Origin of the sequence: Pseudoalteromonas sp. T1lg76, assembly GCF_002964725.1 — a bacterium.
Classification (GTDB): domain Bacteria; phylum Pseudomonadota; class Gammaproteobacteria; order Enterobacterales; family Alteromonadaceae; genus Pseudoalteromonas.
Genome location: NZ_PQCE01000009.1, coordinates 1 through 20,906, shown reverse-complemented (window position 1 = coordinate 20,906; position 20,906 = coordinate 1). Strand labels below are relative to the sequence as shown.

Annotated in this window: 23 protein-coding genes; 19 read left to right on the top strand and 4 right to left on the bottom strand. The window is 50.0% G+C overall.

Going from position 1 to position 20,906, the window contains the following annotated elements; genetic code table 11:
* Positions 1-17: 17 nt before the first annotated feature.
* The 3 genes from rluF to C2M35_RS03570 all read left to right on the top strand — a co-directional run bounded on the left by rluF (position 18) and on the right by C2M35_RS03570 (position 2,095).
* Complete coding sequence (gene rluF, locus C2M35_RS03580; RefSeq protein ID WP_105264615.1) at positions 18-1,085, top strand: 23S rRNA pseudouridine(2604) synthase RluF; 1,068 nt, start codon at positions 18-20, stop codon at positions 1,083-1,085.
* Between the two features lie 10 nt (positions 1,086-1,095).
* A complete protein-coding gene (locus tag C2M35_RS03575; protein WP_105264614.1) occupies positions 1,096-1,683 on the top strand; it encodes a GDSL-type esterase/lipase family protein in 588 nt (195 codons plus the stop codon).
* Between the two features lie 76 nt (positions 1,684-1,759).
* Positions 1,760-2,095, top strand: coding sequence for a 5-carboxymethyl-2-hydroxymuconate Delta-isomerase (locus tag C2M35_RS03570; protein WP_105264613.1), 336 nt, complete (start codon positions 1,760-1,762; stop codon positions 2,093-2,095).
* Between the two features lie 140 nt (positions 2,096-2,235).
* Here the strand turns inward: C2M35_RS03570 and C2M35_RS03565 are convergent, their stop codons facing one another.
* From C2M35_RS03565 to C2M35_RS03555, 3 genes are all read right to left on the bottom strand, one after another.
* Positions 2,236-3,339, bottom strand: a complete 1,104-nt coding sequence (locus C2M35_RS03565; protein WP_105201431.1) for a glycosyltransferase — start codon at positions 3,337-3,339, stop codon at positions 2,236-2,238.
* Positions 3,340-3,605: 266 nt separating this feature from the next.
* On the bottom strand, positions 3,606-6,662 hold the full coding sequence (locus C2M35_RS03560; protein ID WP_105264612.1) for an efflux RND transporter permease subunit: 3,057 nt from the start codon (positions 6,660-6,662) through the stop codon (positions 3,606-3,608).
* Positions 6,663-7,748: an efflux RND transporter periplasmic adaptor subunit gene (locus C2M35_RS03555; RefSeq protein ID WP_105264611.1), complete on the bottom strand. Its 1,086-nt coding sequence runs from the start codon at positions 7,746-7,748 to the stop codon at positions 6,663-6,665.
* A 122-nt stretch (positions 7,749-7,870) separates the two neighbouring features.
* Between C2M35_RS03555 and C2M35_RS03550 the strand changes: the two genes are divergently transcribed.
* Both C2M35_RS03550 and C2M35_RS03545 read left to right on the top strand, forming a co-directional pair.
* Positions 7,871-8,755 (top strand): LysR family transcriptional regulator, encoded by an 885-nt coding sequence (locus C2M35_RS03550; RefSeq protein WP_105264610.1) that lies wholly within the window; start codon positions 7,871-7,873, stop codon positions 8,753-8,755.
* Complete coding sequence (locus C2M35_RS03545; RefSeq protein WP_325034812.1) at positions 8,742-9,050, top strand: MGMT family protein; 309 nt, start codon at positions 8,742-8,744, stop codon at positions 9,048-9,050. The genes C2M35_RS03550 and C2M35_RS03545 overlap by 14 nt, the downstream gene beginning before the upstream one ends.
* Before the next feature lie 3 nt (positions 9,051-9,053).
* On the opposite strand, the gene trhA is transcribed toward C2M35_RS03545, so the two are convergent.
* Positions 9,054-9,680, bottom strand: a complete 627-nt coding sequence (trhA, locus tag C2M35_RS03540; protein ID WP_105201427.1) for a PAQR family membrane homeostasis protein TrhA — start codon at positions 9,678-9,680, stop codon at positions 9,054-9,056.
* Positions 9,681-9,985: 305 nt separating this feature from the next.
* Here trhA and C2M35_RS03535 point away from each other — a divergent pair, with 305 nt between their 5' ends.
* The 14 genes from C2M35_RS03535 to C2M35_RS03470 all read left to right on the top strand — a co-directional run bounded on the left by C2M35_RS03535 (position 9,986) and on the right by C2M35_RS03470 (position 20,653).
* Complete coding sequence (locus C2M35_RS03535; protein ID WP_105214120.1) at positions 9,986-10,258, top strand: hypothetical protein; 273 nt, start codon at positions 9,986-9,988, stop codon at positions 10,256-10,258.
* Positions 10,259-10,730: 472 nt separating this feature from the next.
* Positions 10,731-11,288 carry a sigma-70 family RNA polymerase sigma factor gene (locus C2M35_RS03530; protein ID WP_233998019.1) on the top strand — a complete coding sequence of 186 codons (558 nt, stop codon included), beginning with the start codon at positions 10,731-10,733 and terminating at the stop codon, positions 11,286-11,288.
* A complete protein-coding gene (locus C2M35_RS03525) occupies positions 11,281-11,970 on the top strand; it encodes a ChrR family anti-sigma-E factor (RefSeq protein ID WP_105201424.1) in 690 nt (229 codons plus the stop codon). Before C2M35_RS03530 ends, C2M35_RS03525 begins: the two co-directional genes overlap by 8 nt.
* Positions 11,970-12,920 carry a YbgA family protein gene (locus C2M35_RS03520; protein ID WP_105201423.1) on the top strand — a complete coding sequence of 317 codons (951 nt, stop codon included), beginning with the start codon at positions 11,970-11,972 and terminating at the stop codon, positions 12,918-12,920. Before C2M35_RS03525 ends, C2M35_RS03520 begins: the two co-directional genes overlap by 1 nt.
* Entirely contained in the window at positions 12,920-14,317 is a 1,398-nt protein-coding gene (gene phrB / locus C2M35_RS03515; protein ID WP_105264609.1) for a deoxyribodipyrimidine photo-lyase, read from the top strand. The genes C2M35_RS03520 and phrB overlap by 1 nt, the downstream gene beginning before the upstream one ends.
* Positions 14,310-14,738, top strand: a complete 429-nt coding sequence (locus tag C2M35_RS03510; RefSeq protein WP_105214114.1) for a nuclear transport factor 2 family protein — start codon at positions 14,310-14,312, stop codon at positions 14,736-14,738. The genes phrB and C2M35_RS03510 overlap by 8 nt, the downstream gene beginning before the upstream one ends.
* The gene (locus C2M35_RS03505; RefSeq protein ID WP_105201420.1) at positions 14,735-15,442 is read left to right on the top strand and encodes an SDR family NAD(P)-dependent oxidoreductase; all 708 of its coding nucleotides are present in this window, start codon (positions 14,735-14,737) and stop codon (positions 15,440-15,442) included. The genes C2M35_RS03510 and C2M35_RS03505 overlap by 4 nt, the downstream gene beginning before the upstream one ends.
* A complete protein-coding gene (locus tag C2M35_RS03500; protein WP_105201419.1) occupies positions 15,439-16,695 on the top strand; it encodes an NAD(P)/FAD-dependent oxidoreductase in 1,257 nt (418 codons plus the stop codon). Before C2M35_RS03505 ends, C2M35_RS03500 begins: the two co-directional genes overlap by 4 nt.
* 58 nt (positions 16,696-16,753) lie before the next feature.
* Entirely contained in the window at positions 16,754-17,467 is a 714-nt protein-coding gene (locus tag C2M35_RS03495; protein ID WP_105264673.1) for a DUF1365 domain-containing protein, read from the top strand.
* Positions 17,467-18,732: an SAM-dependent methyltransferase gene (locus C2M35_RS03490; RefSeq protein ID WP_105264608.1), complete on the top strand. Its 1,266-nt coding sequence runs from the start codon at positions 17,467-17,469 to the stop codon at positions 18,730-18,732. Before C2M35_RS03495 ends, C2M35_RS03490 begins: the two co-directional genes overlap by 1 nt.
* Positions 18,704-19,213, top strand: coding sequence for a DUF2878 domain-containing protein (locus C2M35_RS03485; protein WP_105264607.1), 510 nt, complete (start codon positions 18,704-18,706; stop codon positions 19,211-19,213). Before C2M35_RS03490 ends, C2M35_RS03485 begins: the two co-directional genes overlap by 29 nt.
* 14 nt (positions 19,214-19,227) lie before the next feature.
* On the top strand, positions 19,228-19,728 hold the full coding sequence (locus C2M35_RS03480) for a chalcone isomerase family protein (RefSeq protein ID WP_105201416.1): 501 nt from the start codon (positions 19,228-19,230) through the stop codon (positions 19,726-19,728).
* A complete protein-coding gene (locus tag C2M35_RS03475; RefSeq protein WP_105264606.1) occupies positions 19,725-20,255 on the top strand; it encodes a DUF3833 domain-containing protein in 531 nt (176 codons plus the stop codon). The genes C2M35_RS03480 and C2M35_RS03475 overlap by 4 nt, the downstream gene beginning before the upstream one ends.
* A gap of 122 nt (positions 20,256-20,377) precedes the next feature.
* Positions 20,378-20,653 (top strand): HU family DNA-binding protein, encoded by a 276-nt coding sequence (locus tag C2M35_RS03470; protein WP_105201414.1) that lies wholly within the window; start codon positions 20,378-20,380, stop codon positions 20,651-20,653.
* Positions 20,654-20,906 lie beyond the last annotated feature (253 nt).

The following is a 20,906-nucleotide window of genomic DNA, read 5'->3' as shown; positions in this document are numbered from 1 at the left end:
GCTAGATTGAAGTAAACATGAGCCAAGCTACCCGCCTTAATAAATACATTAGTGAAACCGGTTTTTGCTCGCGCCGTGAGGCCGATGCGCTGATCGCCGCAGGACGCGTAACCGTTAACGGTCGGCAGCCGCAAATGGGCGATAAGGTCAGTGATGCCGATGACATATTGGTGGACGGTAAGGCGCTTAAAGCCAAACCTAAGCGGGTCTATCTTGCCTACCATAAACCGGTGGGAGTGACCTGCACCACAGAGCGTAAGATCAAAAGCAATATCGTTAGCGCCATTAATTATCCCGAGCGCATTTTTCCCATTGGCCGCTTGGACAGACCCTCGGAAGGCTTGATCTTTTTGACTAACGAGGGCGACATAGTCAATAAGATTTTGCGCTCGGGCAACAATCATGAAAAAGAATACGAGGTGGTGGTCGACAAGCCACTGAATAAGCGTTTTGTCGAGCGTATGGCACAGGGCATTCCCATTCTTGGTACTGTGACCAAAAAGTGTAAGGTGGAGCAAACCGGCACTCAGAGTTTTCGTATTATCCTCACCCAAGGCCTGAACAGACAAATTCGCCGTATGTGTGAGTACCTGGGTTATGACGTGACCAAGCTTAAGCGCACTCGCATAATGAACGTGACTTTGAGCGGTCTTAAGCCCGGCCAATGGCGCCACCTAAGCGAGAGCGAAATGGCGACAATCAATGCCCTGATCGCCGACTCGGGTAAAACCGAAGAGCATTCTCTGCATGCTTCAAGTGTTCAACAACAGCCAAAGCAAGAAGTAAGGGCCGAGTCAGGACAAAGGCCTGCGCGACAACGCCAAGAGCAGCGCCGCGAGGGAGAAAAAGCCCCCCGTGCAAAGTCTTCTCACGATACAAAGCCCGGTGGGAAAAACAGATCTCAAGGTAAGCCCTATGGCCAATCGCCCAGTAAGCCTCTTAGTAAGTCATCTGGCAAGCCAACAGGCAAGCCAACAGGCAAGCCTGCCGGAAAGCCAGCAAATGGCGCCAAAACCAATCAAGGCGGAGCGGGCTCGGCGCCGAAAAAGCGTCGTGTAGGCGGCACGCTCAGTTTAAAGAAATAAGGATATAGACATGAAACCTTGGCTCGTCCCCTTATTTTTATTACTGCTTAGCGCTTGCTCCGAGCCGGCGCGACTCGAGCTAAACAGCGATGCCAAGGTGTTGGCCTTTGGCGATAGCCTCACCGTGTCGGTGGGAGCCAGGCACAGCAGTTATCCTGAGCAATTGGCGCAACTTACCGGTTTAGAAGTGATAGCCAGTGGCGTCTCCGGTGAGCAAACCCATCAGGGTCTGGCTCGCCTTGGTGATACCCTGGCTACACATCAGCCCCGGGTTTTGGTGTTGCTCGAAGGCGGTAATGATTTTCTGCGTAATAAACAGCCGCATTCGGTTAAAAGCAACCTGGCGGCCATGATTGAATTGGCACATCAGCAGGGTATAGAGGTGATCTTGGTGGCGGTGCCACAAAAATCGCTCTTTCTGAGCGATGCGCCCCTGTATCAAGAGCTGGCAGAGCAATATCAGGTCGCCCTAGTTGCCGAGACCCTCAGTGATTTGCTCGGCGACAGCCAATATAAGTCGGACCAAATTCACCTGAACGACAAGGGCTACAAGCTATTGGCCGAGGCCATCGCTGATAAGATTAAGGTGGCAAGATAACTTTATAGCCAGCCAAATTGTTGCCTGCATAGCGGCGCAGGAGCCGAAGCCGTTGCATAGATTAAAGGAGTAAAATTTGCCTCATTGCATTATTGAGCATTCTTCTTCTATCGAGGTAGAAGAGCTGAATCAAAAAGTATTTTTAGGTGCTTTAGAGTCTCGTTTATTCGAGACGGATGGCCGCGATATAAAAGTTAGAAGTATTGCTTTTGAGCATTATCAGACCGGAACGGCTAAAGATGCGTTCATCCATGTAACATTACGCATCCTTTCTGGTCGTAGCGACAGTGACAAAGAATTGCTATCTAGCAGTGTGATGTCTAAGTTGGAGTCCATACCATTAGTTAATGCGTCTATAACAATAGAAGTGGTAGATATAGACCGAAATAGCTATCGCAAGAAAGTAGTTTAAATATAACAGCTGCTTTGGCAGTTTTGCTTTATCAAGACCTGCTAAAGCCATCGCTGGACCTTAGCCATCAGTGGAGCTTGCTATTCATAGACATCAAGTGCATAGCTATGATGTCTATGAAGGGCACTATTCGAATGTACTTAATCTTCCAGTAGGCTTCGATAAATCTCCAGTGTCTTATCGACACCTTGCTGCACATTAAACTTTTCAATAACGCGCTTTTTCGCCTCAACACCAAATTTGCTACACAGAGCGCGATCTTTATACAGGGTCATAATGGCGTCTGCCAAGGCTTGCGGCTCCGACGGCGGTACAACGATTCCGGTAACGCCATCTGCTACCAGCTCAGCATTGCCGCCGGTATCCGAAACTATCGCTGGCACGCCATAGGAATTGGCTTCTAACACGGCGCGGCATAGGCCTTCGCGCTTGGTTGTTGGCAATACCACAGCATCACAGGCTGCTGCTACTTCGGGCGCATCCTCACGATAGCCTAGAGCATGAACTCTTTGCGGTTTACCACTTCGTTTTATCATCTCTTGAATCGCTTGCGATTCAGGGTCGGCACCCACCAACAGGATGTCTAGATTACAGTCATCGGGCAGTAAGTGAACCGCATCCATTAAAACATGCAATCCTTTTCTAGGTCTTAGGTTGGCGACCAGAGATATCTTAAAACTGTCGTCATGCAATGGCAGGCCACTGAGATCCGCCGGAGTGTTTTGATACCAGGACTGGTCATGACCCTTATAAACCGTGATCGCCTTGTCTTTATTTCCCCATACATGTTGCTGTAAATCTTCGGTCACCGCATTCGCGACACAGATAATTTTATCCAGCCGAGGGTGAAGCATGGTGAGGTAGACAGTCGGATCCCAACGTGAAACGTTGCCCGTCTGACCGCGATAGGCTATCACCTTAGCCTTAGTGCCAATGGCTGCTGTGGCGCCATTACTACAGGCAATATTGTTAAACAAATGCAATATATCAATATCGTTAGCCTTGATATATTCCCTGATTAACTTGATAGTCTCTAAAGATACTTTTTTATCTAAAGCGTTGGTTATGACCTTGATCCCGTGCTGTTCAAAGTAAGGGATTAATGTTGAGCCTGGGTTGCACAGAACCGTTACATCAACGGCGCCACTGTGGTGCAGGCCAATTATTTGTGACGCTTCAGGGCGAATAGGATTAATGTTTTTTCGATTGTGGTGTGTAACCGCTAACAGTTTTATTTTTTTCATATAAATAAAAGTAATTTATTTAATTTAGGCTTAAATCTTATAACGTCAATTAAACAAATAATCCTTGATGAAATTAATTGGCTTAATGTCTGAATTATATAGCTCTTATACAACAAGAACACCTGTTTAATACAAGAATATTGTGTATTTTTTTGTAAAAATGCTGGCTGGGAAGGGTCATTGCCGCAGGGCTGAGCCAGCTCAAGTAACGCCGGAAAAACGCCAGCGCAATTAAAAAGCCAGCCCGAGGGCTGGCTTTATCGTGTTTAGCGCTTATGGCTATGGATGCCAAAGAACTTGCAATACAACACGGGGATCACTATCAGTGTGAGTATGGTGGCAAAACCAAGGCCGAACATTATGGTCACCGCCATGGACTTGAAGAACACATCAAAGAGCAAAGGTATCATGCCCAATATGGTGGTGATCGCTGCCATAGCTACCGGGCGAACCCTGGAGACGCCGGAGTCAAATACCGCCTGGTAAGGGTCTTTGCCCGAGGCCAGCTCTAAATTTATCTGATCGAGCAGTACGATACCGTTTTTAATCAGCATGCCAGACAGGCTTAATAACCCGAGCAAGGACATAAAGCCAAAGGATGCATTCATGCTCAGCAATCCGGCACTGACCCCGACGATGGCAAGCGGCACAGTGGCCCAAATAACCAGGGGCTTACGCACCGAGTTAAATAATAAAACCGTGATCACAAACATGGCCAAATAACCCAGCGGCAAGGAGCCGAAGATGGCGCTGCGAGCATCGCTGGCAGACTCAAACTCGCCGCCCCATTGCAGTTCATAGCCCTTAGGTAGCGTAATGGCTTCGATGTCGCCGCGAATACGGGTAAAGAGTTTGGCCGGAGTTTCATCGCCAAGGAGATCATGATCCGCCATCACGGTCAGGGTGCGTTTGCGGTCGCGGCGCATGATCAAGGGATCTTCCCAATGCACCACAAAGTCGTCCACCACCTGGGTGATGGGCACAAACACCCTTAGTACCGGGCTGTATATTTGCAGGTCGCGCAGGCTTTCCACATTAAGGCGTTCCTCCGCGGGGCTGCGGGCAATAATAGGCAATAGTTGAGTGCCATCGCGATACAGGCCCACGGTTTTACCGCTGACACTGGTCAGCAGCAATTGGTCGAGATCGCTTTTGCTAATACCTAGGCGGCGCGCCTTTTGTTCGTTCAGAATAGGACGGATCAACTTGGAGCGCTGACGCCAGTCATCACGAATATGGAAGGCACCGCCATCTGCCGCCAAGATGCTCTTGGCCTGCTCGCCTAGTTGGCGCAGCACTACGGGGTCGGGCCCGGAAAAGCGTGCCTCGATTTTAGCATCGGTGGAGGGGCCGATTTCCATGCGTTTAAGTTTAAGCTTGGCATCGGTAATATGCGCCTGCTCATAGGCACGCACCCTGTCTATCATGGTGAGGACCGCGTCGCGGTCACGCACGCGCACGATTAACTGGGCAAACGCCGGGTATTGTTTTTCCGGCGCATAGGTGAGCATAAAACGCGGCGCACCTTGACCTATGGTGCTGGTAACTTCGCTGACCAGTTCATCGCTGCGCAGGAAATGCTCCAACTTGGCCACCCCTTGGCTTGTGGTGCGAATATCGGCGCCCTGATAGTGCCAATAGTCGATATAAAACATGGGTGTATTCGAGGCCGGGAAGAAGGATTGTTTAACCGATTTAAAGCCCACCAAGGCGGCTATCAGTAAGAGTAACATTAAGACTATGGTGGTTTTACCGTAATGCATGGCGCGGCTAAGAACAAACTTATAGGCGCTAAAGAGCACACCCTGATAAGGGTCATCGGCGCTATTATCGTCACTTTGCTTTTGTCTAAACATCATATCGGCGAAAAACGGCGTTAGGGTAATGGCGGTTACCCAGCTAAGCAGCAAGGAGATAAACAAGACCCAAAACAAACTGCCGGCAAATTCACCGCTGGCATCCGAGCTCAGACCGATAGGCGCAAAGGCGGTAATGGCGATTATGGTGGCGCCAAGCAGGGGCCACTTGGTTTGACCGACTATGTTAACCGCCGCCTGCAACTTGGTCTGTCCGCGTTTAAGGTTAATCAGAATGCCTTCGGTGATCACTATGGCGTTGTCGACCAGCATCCCGAGGGCAATGATCAAGGCGCCAAGGGAAATGCGTTGCAGGTTAATGTCGAACAGGGCCATAAAAATAAAGGTGCCGAGTACGGTAAGCAGCAAGATGCCACCGATCAGCAGGCCACTTTTTACACCCATAAACACCAGCAGCACCACTATGACTATGACCACAGCTTCAAACAGGCTGAGAATAAAGCTTGAGACCGAGCTTTCAACCTCTGCCGGCTGATTGTAGATGGCATCGATTTCCATGCCGTGTGGACGCTGGTATTCAAGGGTTTGCAGATGATGCTCAATACGTGCGCCGACATCGACCACATTGACGCCACTGGCGAAGGAAAGGCCAATAAGTAGCGCCTGTTTTTCGTTGTAACGCACGATATGGCTGGGCACTTCGGCATATTCGCGGTACACCCGGGCGACATCGCCAAGATAAATAAGCTCACTGGCACCTGGGCTGGAGATAAGCAGGTGCTCAAGCTCGGCGACATCATCGAATTCGCCGGTGGGGTGCAGGCGAATAGACTCACCATCGACCATAACGCGGCCTGCATTGGAAACGGTATTTTGCGCCTGCAAGAGGGAGTAAATATGATTGGGGCTAAGTCCAAGCTGGGCCAGTTTATGGGTCGACATCTCGACTATCACCTGGCTTTGTTGCTCGCCGGCAACCGTTACCTTGCCCACGCCTTCCACCAACACCAGCTCACGTTTTAAGAAGTCGACATAGTCTTTAAGCTCGTCATAGGAATAGCCATCGCCGGTTAAGGCCAGGGTTACGCCGTAGACATCGCCAAAGTCATCGATCACCTTGCTGGGATACACACCCGGTGGCATGGATGAGGATAAGTCATTGATCTTTCTGCGTAGCTCATCCCAAATCTGTTTAAGGTCTTCCTTGCGGTAGGTGCTTTTCATCTCCACCGTGATCTGGCTTTTGCCATTGGAGGAAATGGAGGTTACATAATCCACATAGGGCAGCTCTTGAATCGCATTCTCTATGGGGTAGGTTACTTCTTCTTCCACCTGACGAGGGGAAGCGCCGGGGTAGGCGGTGATCACCATGGCTTTTTTCAGGGTGAATTCCGGATCTTCCAATTGCCCCAGAGATAAATAGGAAAAGATGCCGCCAAGCAGCAAAAACAGCGCAAACATCCAACTGATAACTTTGCGCTCGATGGCCAGTGCAACCAGATTCATTTACAGCCCTCGCTCTTTTTGCCAAGGGCGTACCTGCATGCCTTCTTGCAGGTAGTGCACGCCTGCGGCGACCACCTGCTCACCGGATGCAATGCCAGAGCGAATTTCTATGCCGTCGCGGTGCATTTGTCCGACTACCACGGCACGCTTATGCACTTGTGCGGTTTCGCTGTTATAAACCCAAACATAACAGTTGTCCTCGGCTTCCTGCTCAGGGTCTGAGAACACCGCCTCGGCGGGCAGTTTATGCCAGGCTTTCACTTCTTTGGTGATCTTGCTGACATCGATATACACGTGTCCCGTCATGCCCGCCAGCAGATTAAAGTCTGTTGGCACCGGCAGTGAAAACACCACCTTGTAGGTGAGGGTGGCAGGATCCGCCTGAGTATCGTATTCCTTGATGCTCAGTTGATAGGATTTATCCGGGAAGCCATCGAAGATCACCGTTGGCTGATAGAGAGTGTCTTTATTGACTCGGGCGACCAGCTTTTCCGGCACCTGAATTTCCACATCCATCAGATCCCGAGTTTCCAGGCGTAAAATATTCTGTTTGGCCTGAATGTTTTCAAAGTTTTTTACGAACACCTTGGCCACTGTGCCGGCAAAGGGCGCCCTTAACTCGGAATTCTCTAAATTGGTTTTGGCAATATTAAAAGCTGACTCGGCCACCCGGGCGTTGGCCACGGCCTGATCCAGCTCGGCACGACTGGCAATGTTTTTGTCGAATAAGGCCTGCACCCGCTCTAATTGCGAAGTTGCCAAATCATAACGGGCCTTGCGTTCATCGTATTGGAGTTGGAAGTCTTGAGGGTCGAGTTTGGCCAGCAACTCACCTTTTTGCACCTGTTGACCAGCCAGCACAGGAAACTCTAACAGTTCGCCGTTTACGCGAAAGGCCAGATAAGAGCCCTGGTGTGCCACCACCTCGGCGGGGAAACTGCGCATCATGCTCTCATCACTGTGACCCACCGTAAGTAGTTTAACTGGACGCACAGGCGCGGGTTGCTTGCTTTGCTCGGTCGGTTCGCTACAGCCAACAAGTGCTGCGCTAAGGGCTAGCAGGGTGAAAGAAAGGATACGCCGCATAAATTTTAGACTCCCAGTATGATCTTAATGATTGGAATTGTGGCCATTATTGCTACACAGACTACTGCAGGATAAGATAAAATTAAAATTATAAATATCTTTGAACAAGATTAGATTTACTTATGAAGTTAGCATGGCTCCAGGTTCTTGACGTACTCTCGCGCAGCCGCTCTTTAAGCGAGGCGGCGGAACAATTACATAAAACCCAACCAGCCTTGACCATGACGGTCAAAAAAATCGAAGAAGCGGTGGGCTTTGCCGTGGTTGACAGAAGCGGGTATAGGTTTTCCCTGACCGAGCAGGGACAGGCTTATTGTCGCCGCGCCCAGTACCTGCTGCGGGATTTACAGGAGCTCAGCGCATTTGGCAGTGAGCTGGCCAATGGCAATGAGCCCTTGCTTCGTTTGAGCTACGAGCAGGTGTGTGTCGGCAAGGAGCTCAGTGCCATACTTAAAGCCTGTTACCATGAATTCCCCCACACCGATTTTGCCATCGACAGTGGTAAGCGTTTCAGTGCCCTGGAGCAGGTCAACAGCGGTCAGTCGGATTTGGGTATCGGCCCTTGGTTCGATATTTTCCATGCCACTGGTGATTTGGAAAGCATACCCGTGGGAGAAATTCAGGTGGGGCTGGTGGCCTCGCCACAGCTTATCAGCGAGCCGCGCCTTAGCTACAAACAATTGCAGCAATACCCTTGTGTCGCCATGTATGAAAGCGATATGCCCTTTGAGCATGGGCGCATGCCGTTTTTAAACCAGGTCGCCAAGCTTAAGCTTGATGACATTTTCGCGCTGCGCTCGCTCTTGCTTAACGGCGCAGGTTGGGCGCTGATGTGCTTGGATTTATGCCGTCAGGAAATAGATTCAGGACAACTACAGGTGTTGACGCTCAGTGACAGGGAGCACTCCTTTAGAGCACAAATTCGCGCCTTTCGACGTCACTCGGCGCATCATGGGCCGGTGGCTCGCAGTCTATGGCAACGTTTGGAGGCCATTGCCCATGGATAAAAAAACCATGATCTATCAGGTGGTGGCTGCCATTCCAAAGGGCAAAGTATGCAGCTATGGCGAGGTAGCAAAAAGGGCGGGTTTACCCGGTTATGCCCGCTTTGTGGGTCATACGCTAAAGACATTGCCCTTTGGTTCACGTATTCCCTGGCACCGGGTGCTCAATAGCCAGGGTAAGATTTCCTTTCCAGAAGGCAGCGATGGTTTTATGCGCCAACAACAAGCGCTGTTGGCCGAAGGTGTGCTGGTTACTAATGGCAAGGTGAGTATGAGCAAATTCGCCTGGAAGTTATAACCCCTAAATCACATATAAATAAATGGCGAGAAAGTGGCACAGGCAGGCGGCAAGCACAAAAACATGCCAAATAGCGTGGCTGTATTGGCGATGCTTGGCGCTATAAAATACCGTGCCCAGACTAAAGATCACCCCACCCAGTACCAGCAACCAAAGTGCCGGTCCCGGCAAGGCCAGATACAAGGGGTAGACGAAAGCCAGTGCTATCCAGCCCATGATCAAGTAAGTGGCCAGTGACACCCGAGGGCGCGGCACCTTGGCGCAGAGCTTAAAGATCACCCCGAATAATGCCAGACCCCAAATACACAACATTCCCGCCCAGGCCCAATAGCCACCCAGCGCCAACAGCAAAAAGGGCGTATAGGTTCCGGCAATTAATAGGTAAATGGCGCTGTGATCCAGCTTTTTTAAAATTGCCTTAATGCTGCTGCGACTGATGGCGTGATAGCAGGTGGAACTGACAAACATCAACAATAAGCTGGCGCCGTAAATGGTCGAGGAGATGATTGCCGTGGTGCTTTCACTGATCATCAACATGGCCACCAGGGCGCCCAAGGCTAACAGGGCGCCAAGTCCATGACTAAGCCAGTTAATTTTTTCTTCTGCTGCTGAGTAGCTGCTTATTTGCATAGGGCTCACTTTGCTTTTGTTTGCTGGGTTCGATGGGTACAAGCCAGACTATAACTATTGAGCGTACACTTGTACACCGAAAATTCATTGCAAATCCACTGTGGTTAAAAACACAAACTCACCTGTTAAAAAAGCTATTTTTTGGTCAATTCAGTTTGGTTGTCAATTCCGCGTATTTAGAAAAATAAATTTAAATTATTAAAAAACAACAAGATAAAAAATATTTTTACCTTGGCACAACCTTTGAAATAGATATTGCGACTAACTTAATGACACGTTAACAGGCACACAACAGGACAACCATTATGAACACATTTACTAAAGCAGCAATCCTAGCAGCAAGTTTAACCCTAAGTATGGGCGCTCATGCCAACAGCCTAACCGACGATATTGAACGTGCGGTTAAAGAGGCGGCCAACGAGGCATTTGCAACTCTGATCAGCACGCAAAAGGCGGCGCTGAGTAAAGCAACTCAAGCCATGTTTGAAAGCAATGTGCAAGAGCTGCAAAGTCAAGGCGAAGCGAAATCACAAGCGCAACCTGAAGCACCAAAAAAAGGTGATGACCATGACGCTTAATTTGGCACTGTTAGGCTTGATGTTATTGCCCGTAGCCAGCTTATTTGGCACTTACCTGGGCTTAAGCTTCTGTCGTCAACTCGGTTGGTGGGCTAAGTAGTACCTACCACCGAGCCCTTTTCGGCAAATCCTTTGTGTCTTCTATAGGCCGGCCCCTTTGCCTTTAGGCCGAGCACAATTATAGTCAAACCAAGCCTTACTCACATCCTTTCTAAATTTCCTACTTATTGATTACTAACAATAAACAATGGATTTTTTGTTCATTGCCTTTGCTCAATATCAGCTTCTTCGCCATACTGGTAAGTATCTAATAAATAAGTGATCCATTGCTCGCCAGTGGACGTATTGGTCGCTATCAATCCTTTAACTGAGATAGCAGATGGCCTTGCAAATAACGTCCAATGTCCCAAATCGGCGGCAATACTCACTGCTTTCCCACAAGGTGGAAGAAAGCCAAGGTGAAGGACAAAACATGATGTCGTCAACCGAGCATCTAAGCGATGCCTTGGTCAAGGTAGCCGTTGAGCGTGATAAAGCCGCGTTTGCCAGCTTGTTTGAATATTTTGCACCCAAGATTAAACGGTTTGGCTTTAAACAGTTTAATAACGAGGCGGCGGCCATGGAATTGGTGCAGGACACGATGACCGCGGTGTGGCGTAAGGCGCACTTGTATCATCCAGACAAGGGCGCGGCGACCACCTGGGTCTATACCGTCATGCGTAACGCGTCGTTCGACGCTTTGCGTAAGATGCGTAGCAATAAGGAAGATAACCTCAGTGAAGACATTTGGCCGACCTTGCAAAGCATCGAGCCAGCTGAATTTGATGACCACCTCGAAACTCAGTTGTTACTAAAACACCTGGACAAACTACCGCTGGCGCAGCGTGAAGTGGTGCAGGGGATTTATTTTCAAGAGCTCTCTCAAGAGCAAATGGCGCAGCAGCTAGGCGTCCCGTTGGGTACCGTGAAATCACGGTTACGATTGGCTTTAGCTAAGCTTAGAACTTACCTTGGAGCAGAGCATGATTAAGTATCACCCCAACTCAGAATTACTCCTGCAATATGTGCAAGGGGCGTTACCGGCTTCCATCAGCGTGGCGATTGCGGCGCACCTGGAGCTCTGTGCTCACTGCGCCGAACACACTGACACCCTTGAGCAGCAATGTGCCCACAGTGCATTTGCCGATGAGCAAATTGAGGCGTCGGAGCTCGCGTATGAGCAAAGCCATAATGAGGATGCTTTGGGCGACGAGTACGCCGCCATGCTAGCGGACATCACCGCCGACGATCTGCGTGACGATTTCAGTATTGCCAGCTCCAAGGAGCTACGCTTTGGCGACAAAACCATCACCTTGCCGCGGGCATTAAGCCATATTGGCATGGGTCGTTTTATGCAAGCGGGCAAACTGGCGCGCTCTCGCCTAGAACTGGACGAGGGCAGCATGCGCACCAGCCTGTTGTATATCGCCCCCGGCGGCACTATTCCCGAACATACCCATACCGGGTTCGAGCTGACTTTGCTGCTCGATGGCAGTTTTAGCGATGAGCAGGGGACTTATGAGCCCGGCGATTTTATGTGGCTTGATCACCGGCATCAGCACACTCCGTACACAGAGCACGGTTGTTTGTGTCTGGCGGTGGTGAACAGTGCGCTGCACTTCAATAAGGGCCTGAGTAAGTTATTGAATCCTATTGGTGAGCTGATCTACTAATGAACCAAGACATAAAAATTGGCATCAGTGCCTGCTTAAGCGGCGAAAAAGTCCGTTTCGATAGCGGCCATAAACGTTCTAACTTTTGTATGGATGAGCTGGCCAGGCATGTGCAATACGTGCCTTTTTGTCCCGAGGTTGCCATTGGTCTGCCCATCCCCAGACCGACGATCAGGCAGGTGCGTAAAGGGGACGTAATCACTGTGTGCCGTCCCGATGGCACAGGTGATGTAGGCGATAAACTGACCGAGTACGGTCAGCGTATCGGCGCCAAATATGGCTCTGAGCTCGACGGTTTTATCTTTTGTGCCAAAAGTCCGAGCTGCGGCATGGAGCGCATTAAGGTGTTTAACGAAGAGGGAACAGGCAACACCGCTGAGGGCGTGGGTTTTTTTGCTGCCCAAATAATGGCAGCAAACCCGTTACTGCCCTGTGAGGAAAATGGCCGCCTTAATGATATGCATCTGCGTGAGAATTTCGTAATGCGCGTTTATGTCTATCACAGCTGGCGGCAGTTATGCCGAGAGCCCTTGAGCGTGCACCGGCTCACCCGCTTTCACGGCATGCACAAGTATTTGTTGATGAGTCACAACTATCAGGCCTATCGTGATTTAGGCCGACTGCTTGGGCATCATCAAGGTGAAGGGCTGGAGTCCATCGCCGAGCAATACATCAGTGGTCTGATGGCGGCGTTGAAAAAGCCGGCCAGTCGCAAGGCGCACACCAACACCCTGATGCACTTACAGGGTTACTTTAAGCGTCATCTCAGTAAGGGCGAAAAAGAAGAGTTGCGTGCCGCCATCGAGGATTATCGCCAAGGCTTGGTGCCCTTGTATGTGCCATTGACGTTATTGAAACACCAGCTTAACGTGCATCCCAACCCCTATTTGGCGCAGCAGGTGTACTTCAATCCTCACCCCAATGATTTAAAACTAAGATACGGGATCTAATGGCACCTCTTTTTTGGTTTCGGCGCGACTTGCGCCTATTTAGTAATGAAGCACTGATAGCCGCTCTCGAACAAGGTGCCGAGCATGCGGTTTTTTTTGTCACCGAACAGCAATGGCAAGCACATGATATGGCACCCATACAGCGTGACTTATTGTTGCGTCGGGTTGATTACCTGGGTCAGCAACTGAGTGACTATGGCGTGCAACTGCATGTATTGGCCATCCCCGCGTTTGCCGAGGTGCCATCGGCGTTAATGGGTTTATGCAACACACTCGGTTGCACTAGCGTGTATGCCAATCGCGAGTATGAAGTCAATGAGCGCGCAAGAGACATGGCCTGCGTTGAAGTCGCTGCGCAGATGGATGTGGCATTTCACTTGTTTGATGGTGATGTGATTGCCCCGCCGGGCACGGTCACGACGCAAAATAATGAGATGTTTAAGGTGTTCACGCCCTTTAAACGCCAGTGGTTACGGCAGTACGAATGCACTCAGTTTAGCTTACCCGCTTGGCCTCGCACTAAGACTCAAGGCCAATGGCAGCGTCCCGAGTGCTTAACTTGGGATGGCAGCTCGCACAAGTGGCCGGTGGACGATGAGGCGCTTGCCGGAGTCGTCGAACGTTTTATCGCTGAGAAGTTACCACACTATAGCGAAGACAGGGATTTCCCCGCCATCAAAGGCACCTCCGGACTGAGCCCCTATTTAGCCCTGGGCATAGTGGGCATGAAGCAATTGTTGGTGCAACTGCAATCACGACATCCGGATATTCTGCAAAGCGCTAAAAGTAATTTGTTTAGCTGGGTGAACGAGCTGATTTGGCGTGAGTTTTACCGCCATTTACTGGTCGCCTTCCCACAGCTCTGTAAACATAACAATTTCAATACCAAGTATGACGCACTGCAGTGGCAGGATGATGACGCCGGATTTAAGGCCTGGTGTGAGGGCCGAACAGGTTATCCCCTGGTCGATGCGGCGATGCGCCAGTTACTGCGTACCGGCTGGATGCACAATCGCTTGCGCATGGTGGTGGCCAGCTTTTTAACCAAGCATTTGTTAGTCGACTGGCGTCGTGGTGAGGCATTTTTTATGCGACATCTGATCGATGGCGATCTGGCGTCCAACAACGGCGGCTGGCAATGGGCGGCAAGCACAGGCTGCGATGCGCAGCCTTACTTTCGTATTTTTAACCCCATCACCCAAAGCAAACGTTTTGATCCGGACGGCGAGTTTATTCGTAACTATCTACCAGAGCTAGAAAAGGTGCCGACTAAAGAGATCCATTTCCCGCACCAGTATATGGCAAAAGTGGGAGGGATTGATTACTGGCCGGCAATTGTCGATCACCAAAGTGCACGTGCGCGTGCACTCGCAAGGTTTAAGGTTGAGCATGAGTAAGCGCATTGCCGATTTTATCGCCATGTACCAGCGTCTAGATAAAGATAACCTGGCGTTACTCGATACGATTTATCACCAGGATATTCATTTTATCGACCCGCTCCATGAGCTACATGGCCGTGACCAATTACATCAATACTTCGCCAATCTGTACGCCAATATCAAGGACTGCAGCTTTACCATCAGCGACAGCTTTGAATGCGAAGAGCAGGCCTTCCTGTACTGGACCATGGCGTTTAGCCATCCCCGTATCAAAGGCGGGCGCGAGGTGTTGGTAAATGGTCATAGCCTGCTGCGATTTGAAGGTGAGCAGGTGATTATGCATCGCGACTACTTTGATGTCGGCCAGTTGCTTTATCGCAACCTGCCGGTAATAGGCGGTTTGATTAAGTTTATTGAAAAGCGAGCGAGCGGCGTATGAAGATATTGATCACCGGTGCGACCTCGGGAATTGGCGAAAGCCTGGCGCTGTTATATGCCAAGGAGCATCAGGTTTATGCCTGTGGTCGCAACGCCGAGGCACTGCAACGTTTGGGCGAGCATGAATCGATTACGCCGCTGTGCTTCGACGTTACGGACTTGGCGCAAATCACCGATGTCACCACCGACGTCCAAGATCTGGATTTAGTGGTGCTCAATGCCGGGGTATGCGAATACATAGACGATGCCCGACATTTTGATAGCGCCCTATTTGAGCGGGTGATCCGCGGCAACTTGCTGAGCCTGGGTTATTGTTTGGAGGCGCTGCTGACCAAGATTAAATCCGGTGGTCAGCTGGCCATCGTTTCTTCCAGTGTGACCTACTTACCCATTACCCGCTCCGAGGCCTATGGCGCCGCCAAGGCCGGGGCCACCTATTTAGCCCGCACTTTGGCCGTTGATTTACCAGATATTGATGTGAGTGTGGTCCACCCTGGGTTTGTGCATACGCCCTTAACGGCCAAAAACGACTTCGCCATGCCCATGGCCATCAGCTCCGAAGAAGCGGCTAAGCGCATTGTTCGCGGCCTGCACAAGCGCCAGGCGGAGATTCATTTTCCCAAACGTTTTACCCTTATTTTGAAAGCGCTGCGGGCCTTGCCCACATCGCTGTGGTTACGAATAGCAAAAGGAATGGTACGGTGAAAAATATCGCCATCATCGGCAGTGGTATTGCCGGATTAACCAGTGCCCACTTGTTGGCCAAAAAACACCAGGTAAAGGTGTTTGAAAAAAATAACTATATAGGCGGACATACGGCCACCGTGGATGTAACCATTGACGGCCAAACGCTGGCCGTTGATACCGGGTTTATCGTATTTAACGACCGCACCTACCCAAAATTTGAAAAGCTGCTGGCTTCGATAGGCATTGGTCGGCAGCCGACGCAAATGAGCTTTAGCGTGCATCATTGCGACACGGGATTTGAATACAATGGTCACACCCTGAGCACCTTGTTTGCCCAGCGCCGCAATCTGTTGCGCCCCAAGTTCTGGCATTTGTTATGGCAAATAGTGCGCTTTAATCGCATTTGTAAGGACATGTATAAGTCGGGCGATTTTCAGCAGGGGGATACTCTAGGGGAGTTTTTGGATCGCCACGGCTTTAATGACTTCTTTCGCCAGCACTATATTTTGCCCATGGGAGCGGCAATTTGGTCCACTTCCCTGAAGCAGATGAATGATTTTGCCATCGACTTTTTCGTGCGCTTTTTCTACCACCATGGTTTGTTGGATATCACCAACCGACCCCAGTGGTACGTGATCCCCGGTGGTTCCCGCGAATATATAGCGCCTTTAACCGAGTCTTTTAAAGAGCAGATAGAACTCGGTGCCCATATAGACAGGGTAGAGCGCAAAGAGCAGGGGGTAGTCATTCACCTTAATGATGGCCGTAGCGAGCACTTTGATGCCGTGGTCTTTGCCTGCCATTCGGATCAGGCACTCGCCCTGCTGGCTGATGCCAGCGAGGCAGAGCAGCAGGTGCTCGGCGCTATACCCTATACCGCCAACTCCGTGGTCCTGCACACCGACAGCTCCTTGTTGCCCAAACGCCCTGCGGCCTGGGCCAGTTGGAATTACCGCTTAGACAATAATGTCGATAGAGCTGCGGTGGTAACCTATAATATGAATATTCTTCAAGGGCTTAGCTCTGAGCAACCTCTGTGTGTCACCTTAAATGGTGATGAGGTTATCGCCGAGGAACATATTTTGCGACACTTTACTTATCATCATCCGGTGTTTAACCAACAGAGTTTGCGTGCTCAGCAACGTCGTGACGAGATCAATGGTAAACAGCACACGTATTTTTGCGGTGCCTATTGGTATAACGGCTTTCATGAAGACGGCGTGCGCAGCGCCGTGGATGTAGCCAAAGCACTAGGAGTCGATTTTGACTAGCGCGCTGGCGTTTGATACGACCGAATTAACGCAGCAGGCTTTGTGGCAAAGCGCCATTATGCTGGGCGATATACGTCATCGGCGCTTTGAGCCCAAGTCTCATCAATTTCTTTATCCGCTTTATATGATGTGGGTCGACCTCGCTCACCCGGAGCAACTGGACGGCGTTCATCCTCTACTGGGCTCGGGCAGAGCCAAGTTACTGCGCTTTAAGCAAAGTGATTATGTGCCATTGCAACAAGGGGACATAGCCACCCGGGCAATCAAGCAACTGCATACGCTAGATAGCAGTATCGAGGTTGAAACCGTGTTTTTGCTTGGGCAGTTGCGTTGTTTTGGGGTGTATTTTTCGCCAGCCAATTTCTATTTCTTTCAACGGCGCGGCGCCAGTGGGTTCACCCATATGATGGCAGAGGTCAGTAATACGCCTTGGAACGAGCGCCATTATTATTTGGTTGATCTCCAGACTAAAGTGAACTTTAAGAAATGTTTTCACGTATCTCCTTTTATGAATTTGGATATGCATTATCACTGGGTGGTTAAAGTGCTACCCAAGTCCTTGCTTATCCATATTGAGAACAAGCGCCAGGAAACCCTGTTATTCGATGCCACCATGCGCCTGCAACGCAGAACGTTGGAAAAACAGGCGGTGAGTGATCTGCTCAAGCGCTTTCCAGCGATGAGCCTTAGCATAGTCAAAGGGATCTACTGGCAAGCAGTTAAACTATTTTTGAAACGAGTGCCTTTTTACGCTCACCCTGGGAAAGAATGATGGATAGAGTTACCGAGGTAAAAATAAATTCAAATTTAAGCTGGAAAACCAAGTTAGCCAAACGTTTGGTGTTTGCAGCGTTCAATACGCTGGAAAACGGCTGTATTGAGATTCATGAGCGTGGCGAGCCGGTGCATGCTTTTGGAGATAAGTCAGCGCAGCCTAGGGCTGTGGTCAAGGTTGTTGACGCCAAGATGTATCAGGCCTTTGCGTTTTCCGGCAGCATAGGCGCGGCGGAGTCTTACATTGAAGGTCACTGGGAATGTGACAATCTCACCAAACTCATTGAAATATTTGTATTAAACCAGGCACAGCTGGATGCCTTTGAGCGTCGCTTTGCGCTGCTGAGCGGACTTGCGTACCGCCTTAAGCATGTGCGCAACCGTAACTCCAGTGCTGGCTCAAAGCGCAATATCGTCGCTCATTACGATTTAGGCAACGAGCTGTACGAGTCCTTTTTAAGTAATGAAATGCTCTATTCCTGTGCCGTGTATCCGCACAAGGAAGCGAGTCTGGAGCAGGCGCAGCAGCATAAGCTTAAGCTGATTTGCGAGCGCGCGCAGCTCAAAGATGGCGACACAGTCATAGAGATTGGTACCGGGTGGGGCGCCTTTGCTATCTATGCCGCCACGCACTATGACGTGCATGTTACCACCACCACCATTTCCGAAGAGCAGCACGATTATGTGGCGAATAAGATTAAAGCCTTGGGCCTTGAAGACAAGATCACCCTGCTGAAACAGGACTACCGTTTACTCGAGGGGCAGTACGACAAGCTGGTATCCATCGAGATGATTGAAGCAGTGGGCCATCAATACCTCGGTGGTTTCTTCGCCAAATGTAACAGCCTGCTGAAGCCCGATGGTGCCATGTTGCTTCAAGCCATCACCATCAACGATCAGCGTTATCATACTTACGTCAAACAGACCGACTTTATCCAGCAGTATATTTTCCCCGGAGGTTGCCTGGTCAGTATTGATGAGATGAGTCGTCATTTGCGCCAAGGCACCGAGTTGGTGATGCACGAACTGCACGATATTGGTTTGCATTATGCTCGCACCCTGGCCGATTGGCGTGAGCGCTTCGATAAAGCCTGGCCACAATTACAGGGGGCAAAATTTAATGCCCAATTTTACCGTCTCTGGCACTACTACCTGGGCTATTGTGAAGGCGCATTTCGTCAGCGGGCTATCAGCACTGTGCACTTAGTTGCCCGCAAGCAAGGGTTTAAAACCAATGACGCAGCGCTGGCTTTGCATTACTAACTTTTTATTGTTTCAAACCTGCTGGTGGGCAGCTTTTTATGCTCAGCAGCGGGCACTGCCGGTAATGGCGCTGTGTCTGCTCATCATGTTGTGGCTGTCGTCAGATCGCCGCCGCGACCTCTATTTATGTAGCACCCTGGTGCTGGCTTTTGTCTGTGAGGCACTGGCCCAATGGTTTGGGCTGCTGCAATTTGCCGACGCCACAGTTCCGGCCTGGCTTTTATTACTGTGGCTGGCCCTGATCCTCACCATCAATCATTCCTTGGCCTTTATTAAACGCCTGCCTTGGTGGCAATGTTTGCTGCTGTGCTGGCTCTGTGCCCCGTCCAGTTATATTACCGCCGCGCACTTTGAGATCTTTGCCTTAGGGGTGTCCTGGTGGCAGTTCTATCTTCTTTATGGTGGCCTCTGGGCCGGTACTTTTACCCTGATGGTAGTGATCAATCGGCACCTTAAACACGTAGTGACACATACGAGTTGATAAGGAGCACAGTTATGAATGCTTGGAAAAGTGTAATCCTGTTATCGGCCTTTGTGCTTGCGCTTCCGGCCACGGCGACCACAGATAAGTGGCAGGGTGTGGGCGAAGGCGTGATGCGCTACCTATTTTGGGATATTTACCGCGCCGAACTGGCGACAGATACAGGTGACTATCGCCAGGGGCAGCATCCCATGCGTTTGTCGCTGACCTATTTGCGAGATATTGAAGGCGACGACATCACCAAAGCCACACTGGACCAATGGCGTAAGCTCGATAGACCCGAGTATGTGCGGGCCTACAAAACGCTACTCAAAGGCTTATGGCCTGATGTTCGCTCGGGCGATACGCTAAGCTTTGTTACCGATGCCAACGGCCAGGGGGCCTTTTACTTCAATGGTGAGTTATTGCAGCGGGTTGACGACCCAGCGTTTAGCGACGCTTTTACCTCAATCTGGCTATCGCCACAGACAACAGAGCCCGGGCTTAGGGCGCAATTATTGGGAGGGCGTCCATGAGACACCTAGTATTACTGCCACTGTTAATACTGCTAGTGTCCTGCAGCGTTAGCATAGAGGATTATGAAGGCACAGAGCCGCAATTCGACTTTAAGCGCTTTTTTAACGGCGAGCTGGTGGCCTATGGCATAGTCCAGGACTACAGCGGTATGGTTACCCGGCGTTTCAAAGTGGATATGCAGGGCTCATGGGATGGCAATAAGGGCATTCTTGATGAGCAGTTTTATTACTTGGGTGGAGAGCAAGATGGTGAACAGAGCACGCGGGTCTGGTATCTGGAACTGGGCGAAAATGGAAAGGTGTTTGGCCGCGCCGATGATGTGGTGGGGCAGGCCGAGGGGAAAGTGGTCGGTAATGCCTTGCACTGGCAGTATAGTTTGCGTATCCCCTATGGCGATGACACCATCACGGTAGCCCTTGATGACTGGATGTTTCTTGTCACCGAAACAAGGTTGATCAACCGTACCGCAATTGATAAGTTTGGAGTCGAAGTTGGCGAAATCACGCTAGTTATCGAAAAACGTTAACAAATAGCCCATTTTTATGAAGTTTTTTCTCAAAAATGTGTGGTTTGCAGTTGCCAAGTCAATAAAAATACTTAAATATAGGTCTTGCTAAGGCAAAAAAAATAACGAATAGGAATCAAACAATGAACAAAGCTCAATTAGTCGAAAAAATCGCCAACGATGCTGAAATCTCAAAAGCAGCGGCGAGCCGTGCGCTGGATGCATTCACTGGTGCAGTAACTGACTCTTTGAAAGACGGTAACTCTGTTGCGCTAGTTGGTTTCGGTACTTTCACTGTAAAAGAGCGTGCTGCTCGTACAGGCCGCAACCCGCAAACAGGCGCGGAAATCCAAATCGCGGCTGCGAACATTCCTAGCTTCAAGCCAGGTAAAGGTCTTAAAGATTCAGTTAATTCTTAATAGTAAAGAATACTGTTGAAAAAGGGCGTTAACGCCCTTTTTTTATGCCTGTTTTTTAGTGCAACAACTCTTGCTGTGAGCTAGTACAAAAGCTCATACTCGGAGGCCGCTGAGAGCGAATTACTGACGGTCACTATACTGCTGAGTTTTATTTATATAAACAAATTAACTAAGACACCCATCTCAAAAAAATTAACTAAGACACCCACTCCAAGATTTCACACTTACGGACTCCTTGACTACACTTTGAGGG

Excerpts from the sequence above, each read along its gene's own strand:
- C2M35_RS03525 (WP_105201424.1), top strand. The coding sequence starts at position 11,281 with ATGATTAAGTATCACCCCAACTCAGAATTACTCCTGCAATATGTGCAA.
- C2M35_RS03535 (WP_105214120.1), top strand. The coding sequence starts at position 9,986 with ATGAACACATTTACTAAAGCAGCAATCCTAGCAGCAAGTTTAACCCTA.
- phrB (WP_105264609.1), top strand. The coding sequence starts at position 12,920 with ATGGCACCTCTTTTTTGGTTTCGGCGCGACTTGCGCCTATTTAGTAAT.
- C2M35_RS03530 (WP_233998019.1), top strand. The coding sequence starts at position 10,731 with ATGATGTCGTCAACCGAGCATCTAAGCGATGCCTTGGTCAAGGTAGCC.
- C2M35_RS03470 (WP_105201414.1), top strand. The coding sequence starts at position 20,378 with ATGAACAAAGCTCAATTAGTCGAAAAAATCGCCAACGATGCTGAAATC.
- C2M35_RS03520 (WP_105201423.1), top strand. The coding sequence starts at position 11,970 with ATGAACCAAGACATAAAAATTGGCATCAGTGCCTGCTTAAGCGGCGAA.
- C2M35_RS03510 (WP_105214114.1), top strand. The coding sequence starts at position 14,310 with ATGAGTAAGCGCATTGCCGATTTTATCGCCATGTACCAGCGTCTAGAT.
- trhA (WP_105201427.1), bottom strand. The coding sequence starts at position 9,680 with ATGCAAATAAGCAGCTACTCAGCAGCAGAAGAAAAAATTAACTGGCTT.
- C2M35_RS03485 (WP_105264607.1), top strand. The coding sequence starts at position 18,704 with ATGACGCAGCGCTGGCTTTGCATTACTAACTTTTTATTGTTTCAAACC.
- C2M35_RS03480 (WP_105201416.1), top strand. The coding sequence starts at position 19,228 with ATGAATGCTTGGAAAAGTGTAATCCTGTTATCGGCCTTTGTGCTTGCG.
- C2M35_RS03560 (WP_105264612.1), bottom strand. The coding sequence starts at position 6,662 with ATGAATCTGGTTGCACTGGCCATCGAGCGCAAAGTTATCAGTTGGATG.
- C2M35_RS03575 (WP_105264614.1), top strand. The coding sequence starts at position 1,096 with ATGAAACCTTGGCTCGTCCCCTTATTTTTATTACTGCTTAGCGCTTGC.
- C2M35_RS03490 (WP_105264608.1), top strand. The coding sequence starts at position 17,467 with ATGGATAGAGTTACCGAGGTAAAAATAAATTCAAATTTAAGCTGGAAA.
- C2M35_RS03555 (WP_105264611.1), bottom strand. The coding sequence starts at position 7,748 with ATGCGGCGTATCCTTTCTTTCACCCTGCTAGCCCTTAGCGCAGCACTT.
- rluF (WP_105264615.1), top strand. The coding sequence starts at position 18 with ATGAGCCAAGCTACCCGCCTTAATAAATACATTAGTGAAACCGGTTTT.
- C2M35_RS03495 (WP_105264673.1), top strand. The coding sequence starts at position 16,754 with ATGCTGGGCGATATACGTCATCGGCGCTTTGAGCCCAAGTCTCATCAA.
- C2M35_RS03475 (WP_105264606.1), top strand. The coding sequence starts at position 19,725 with ATGAGACACCTAGTATTACTGCCACTGTTAATACTGCTAGTGTCCTGC.
- C2M35_RS03505 (WP_105201420.1), top strand. The coding sequence starts at position 14,735 with ATGAAGATATTGATCACCGGTGCGACCTCGGGAATTGGCGAAAGCCTG.
- C2M35_RS03565 (WP_105201431.1), bottom strand. The coding sequence starts at position 3,339 with ATGAAAAAAATAAAACTGTTAGCGGTTACACACCACAATCGAAAAAAC.
- C2M35_RS03550 (WP_105264610.1), top strand. The coding sequence starts at position 7,871 with ATGAAGTTAGCATGGCTCCAGGTTCTTGACGTACTCTCGCGCAGCCGC.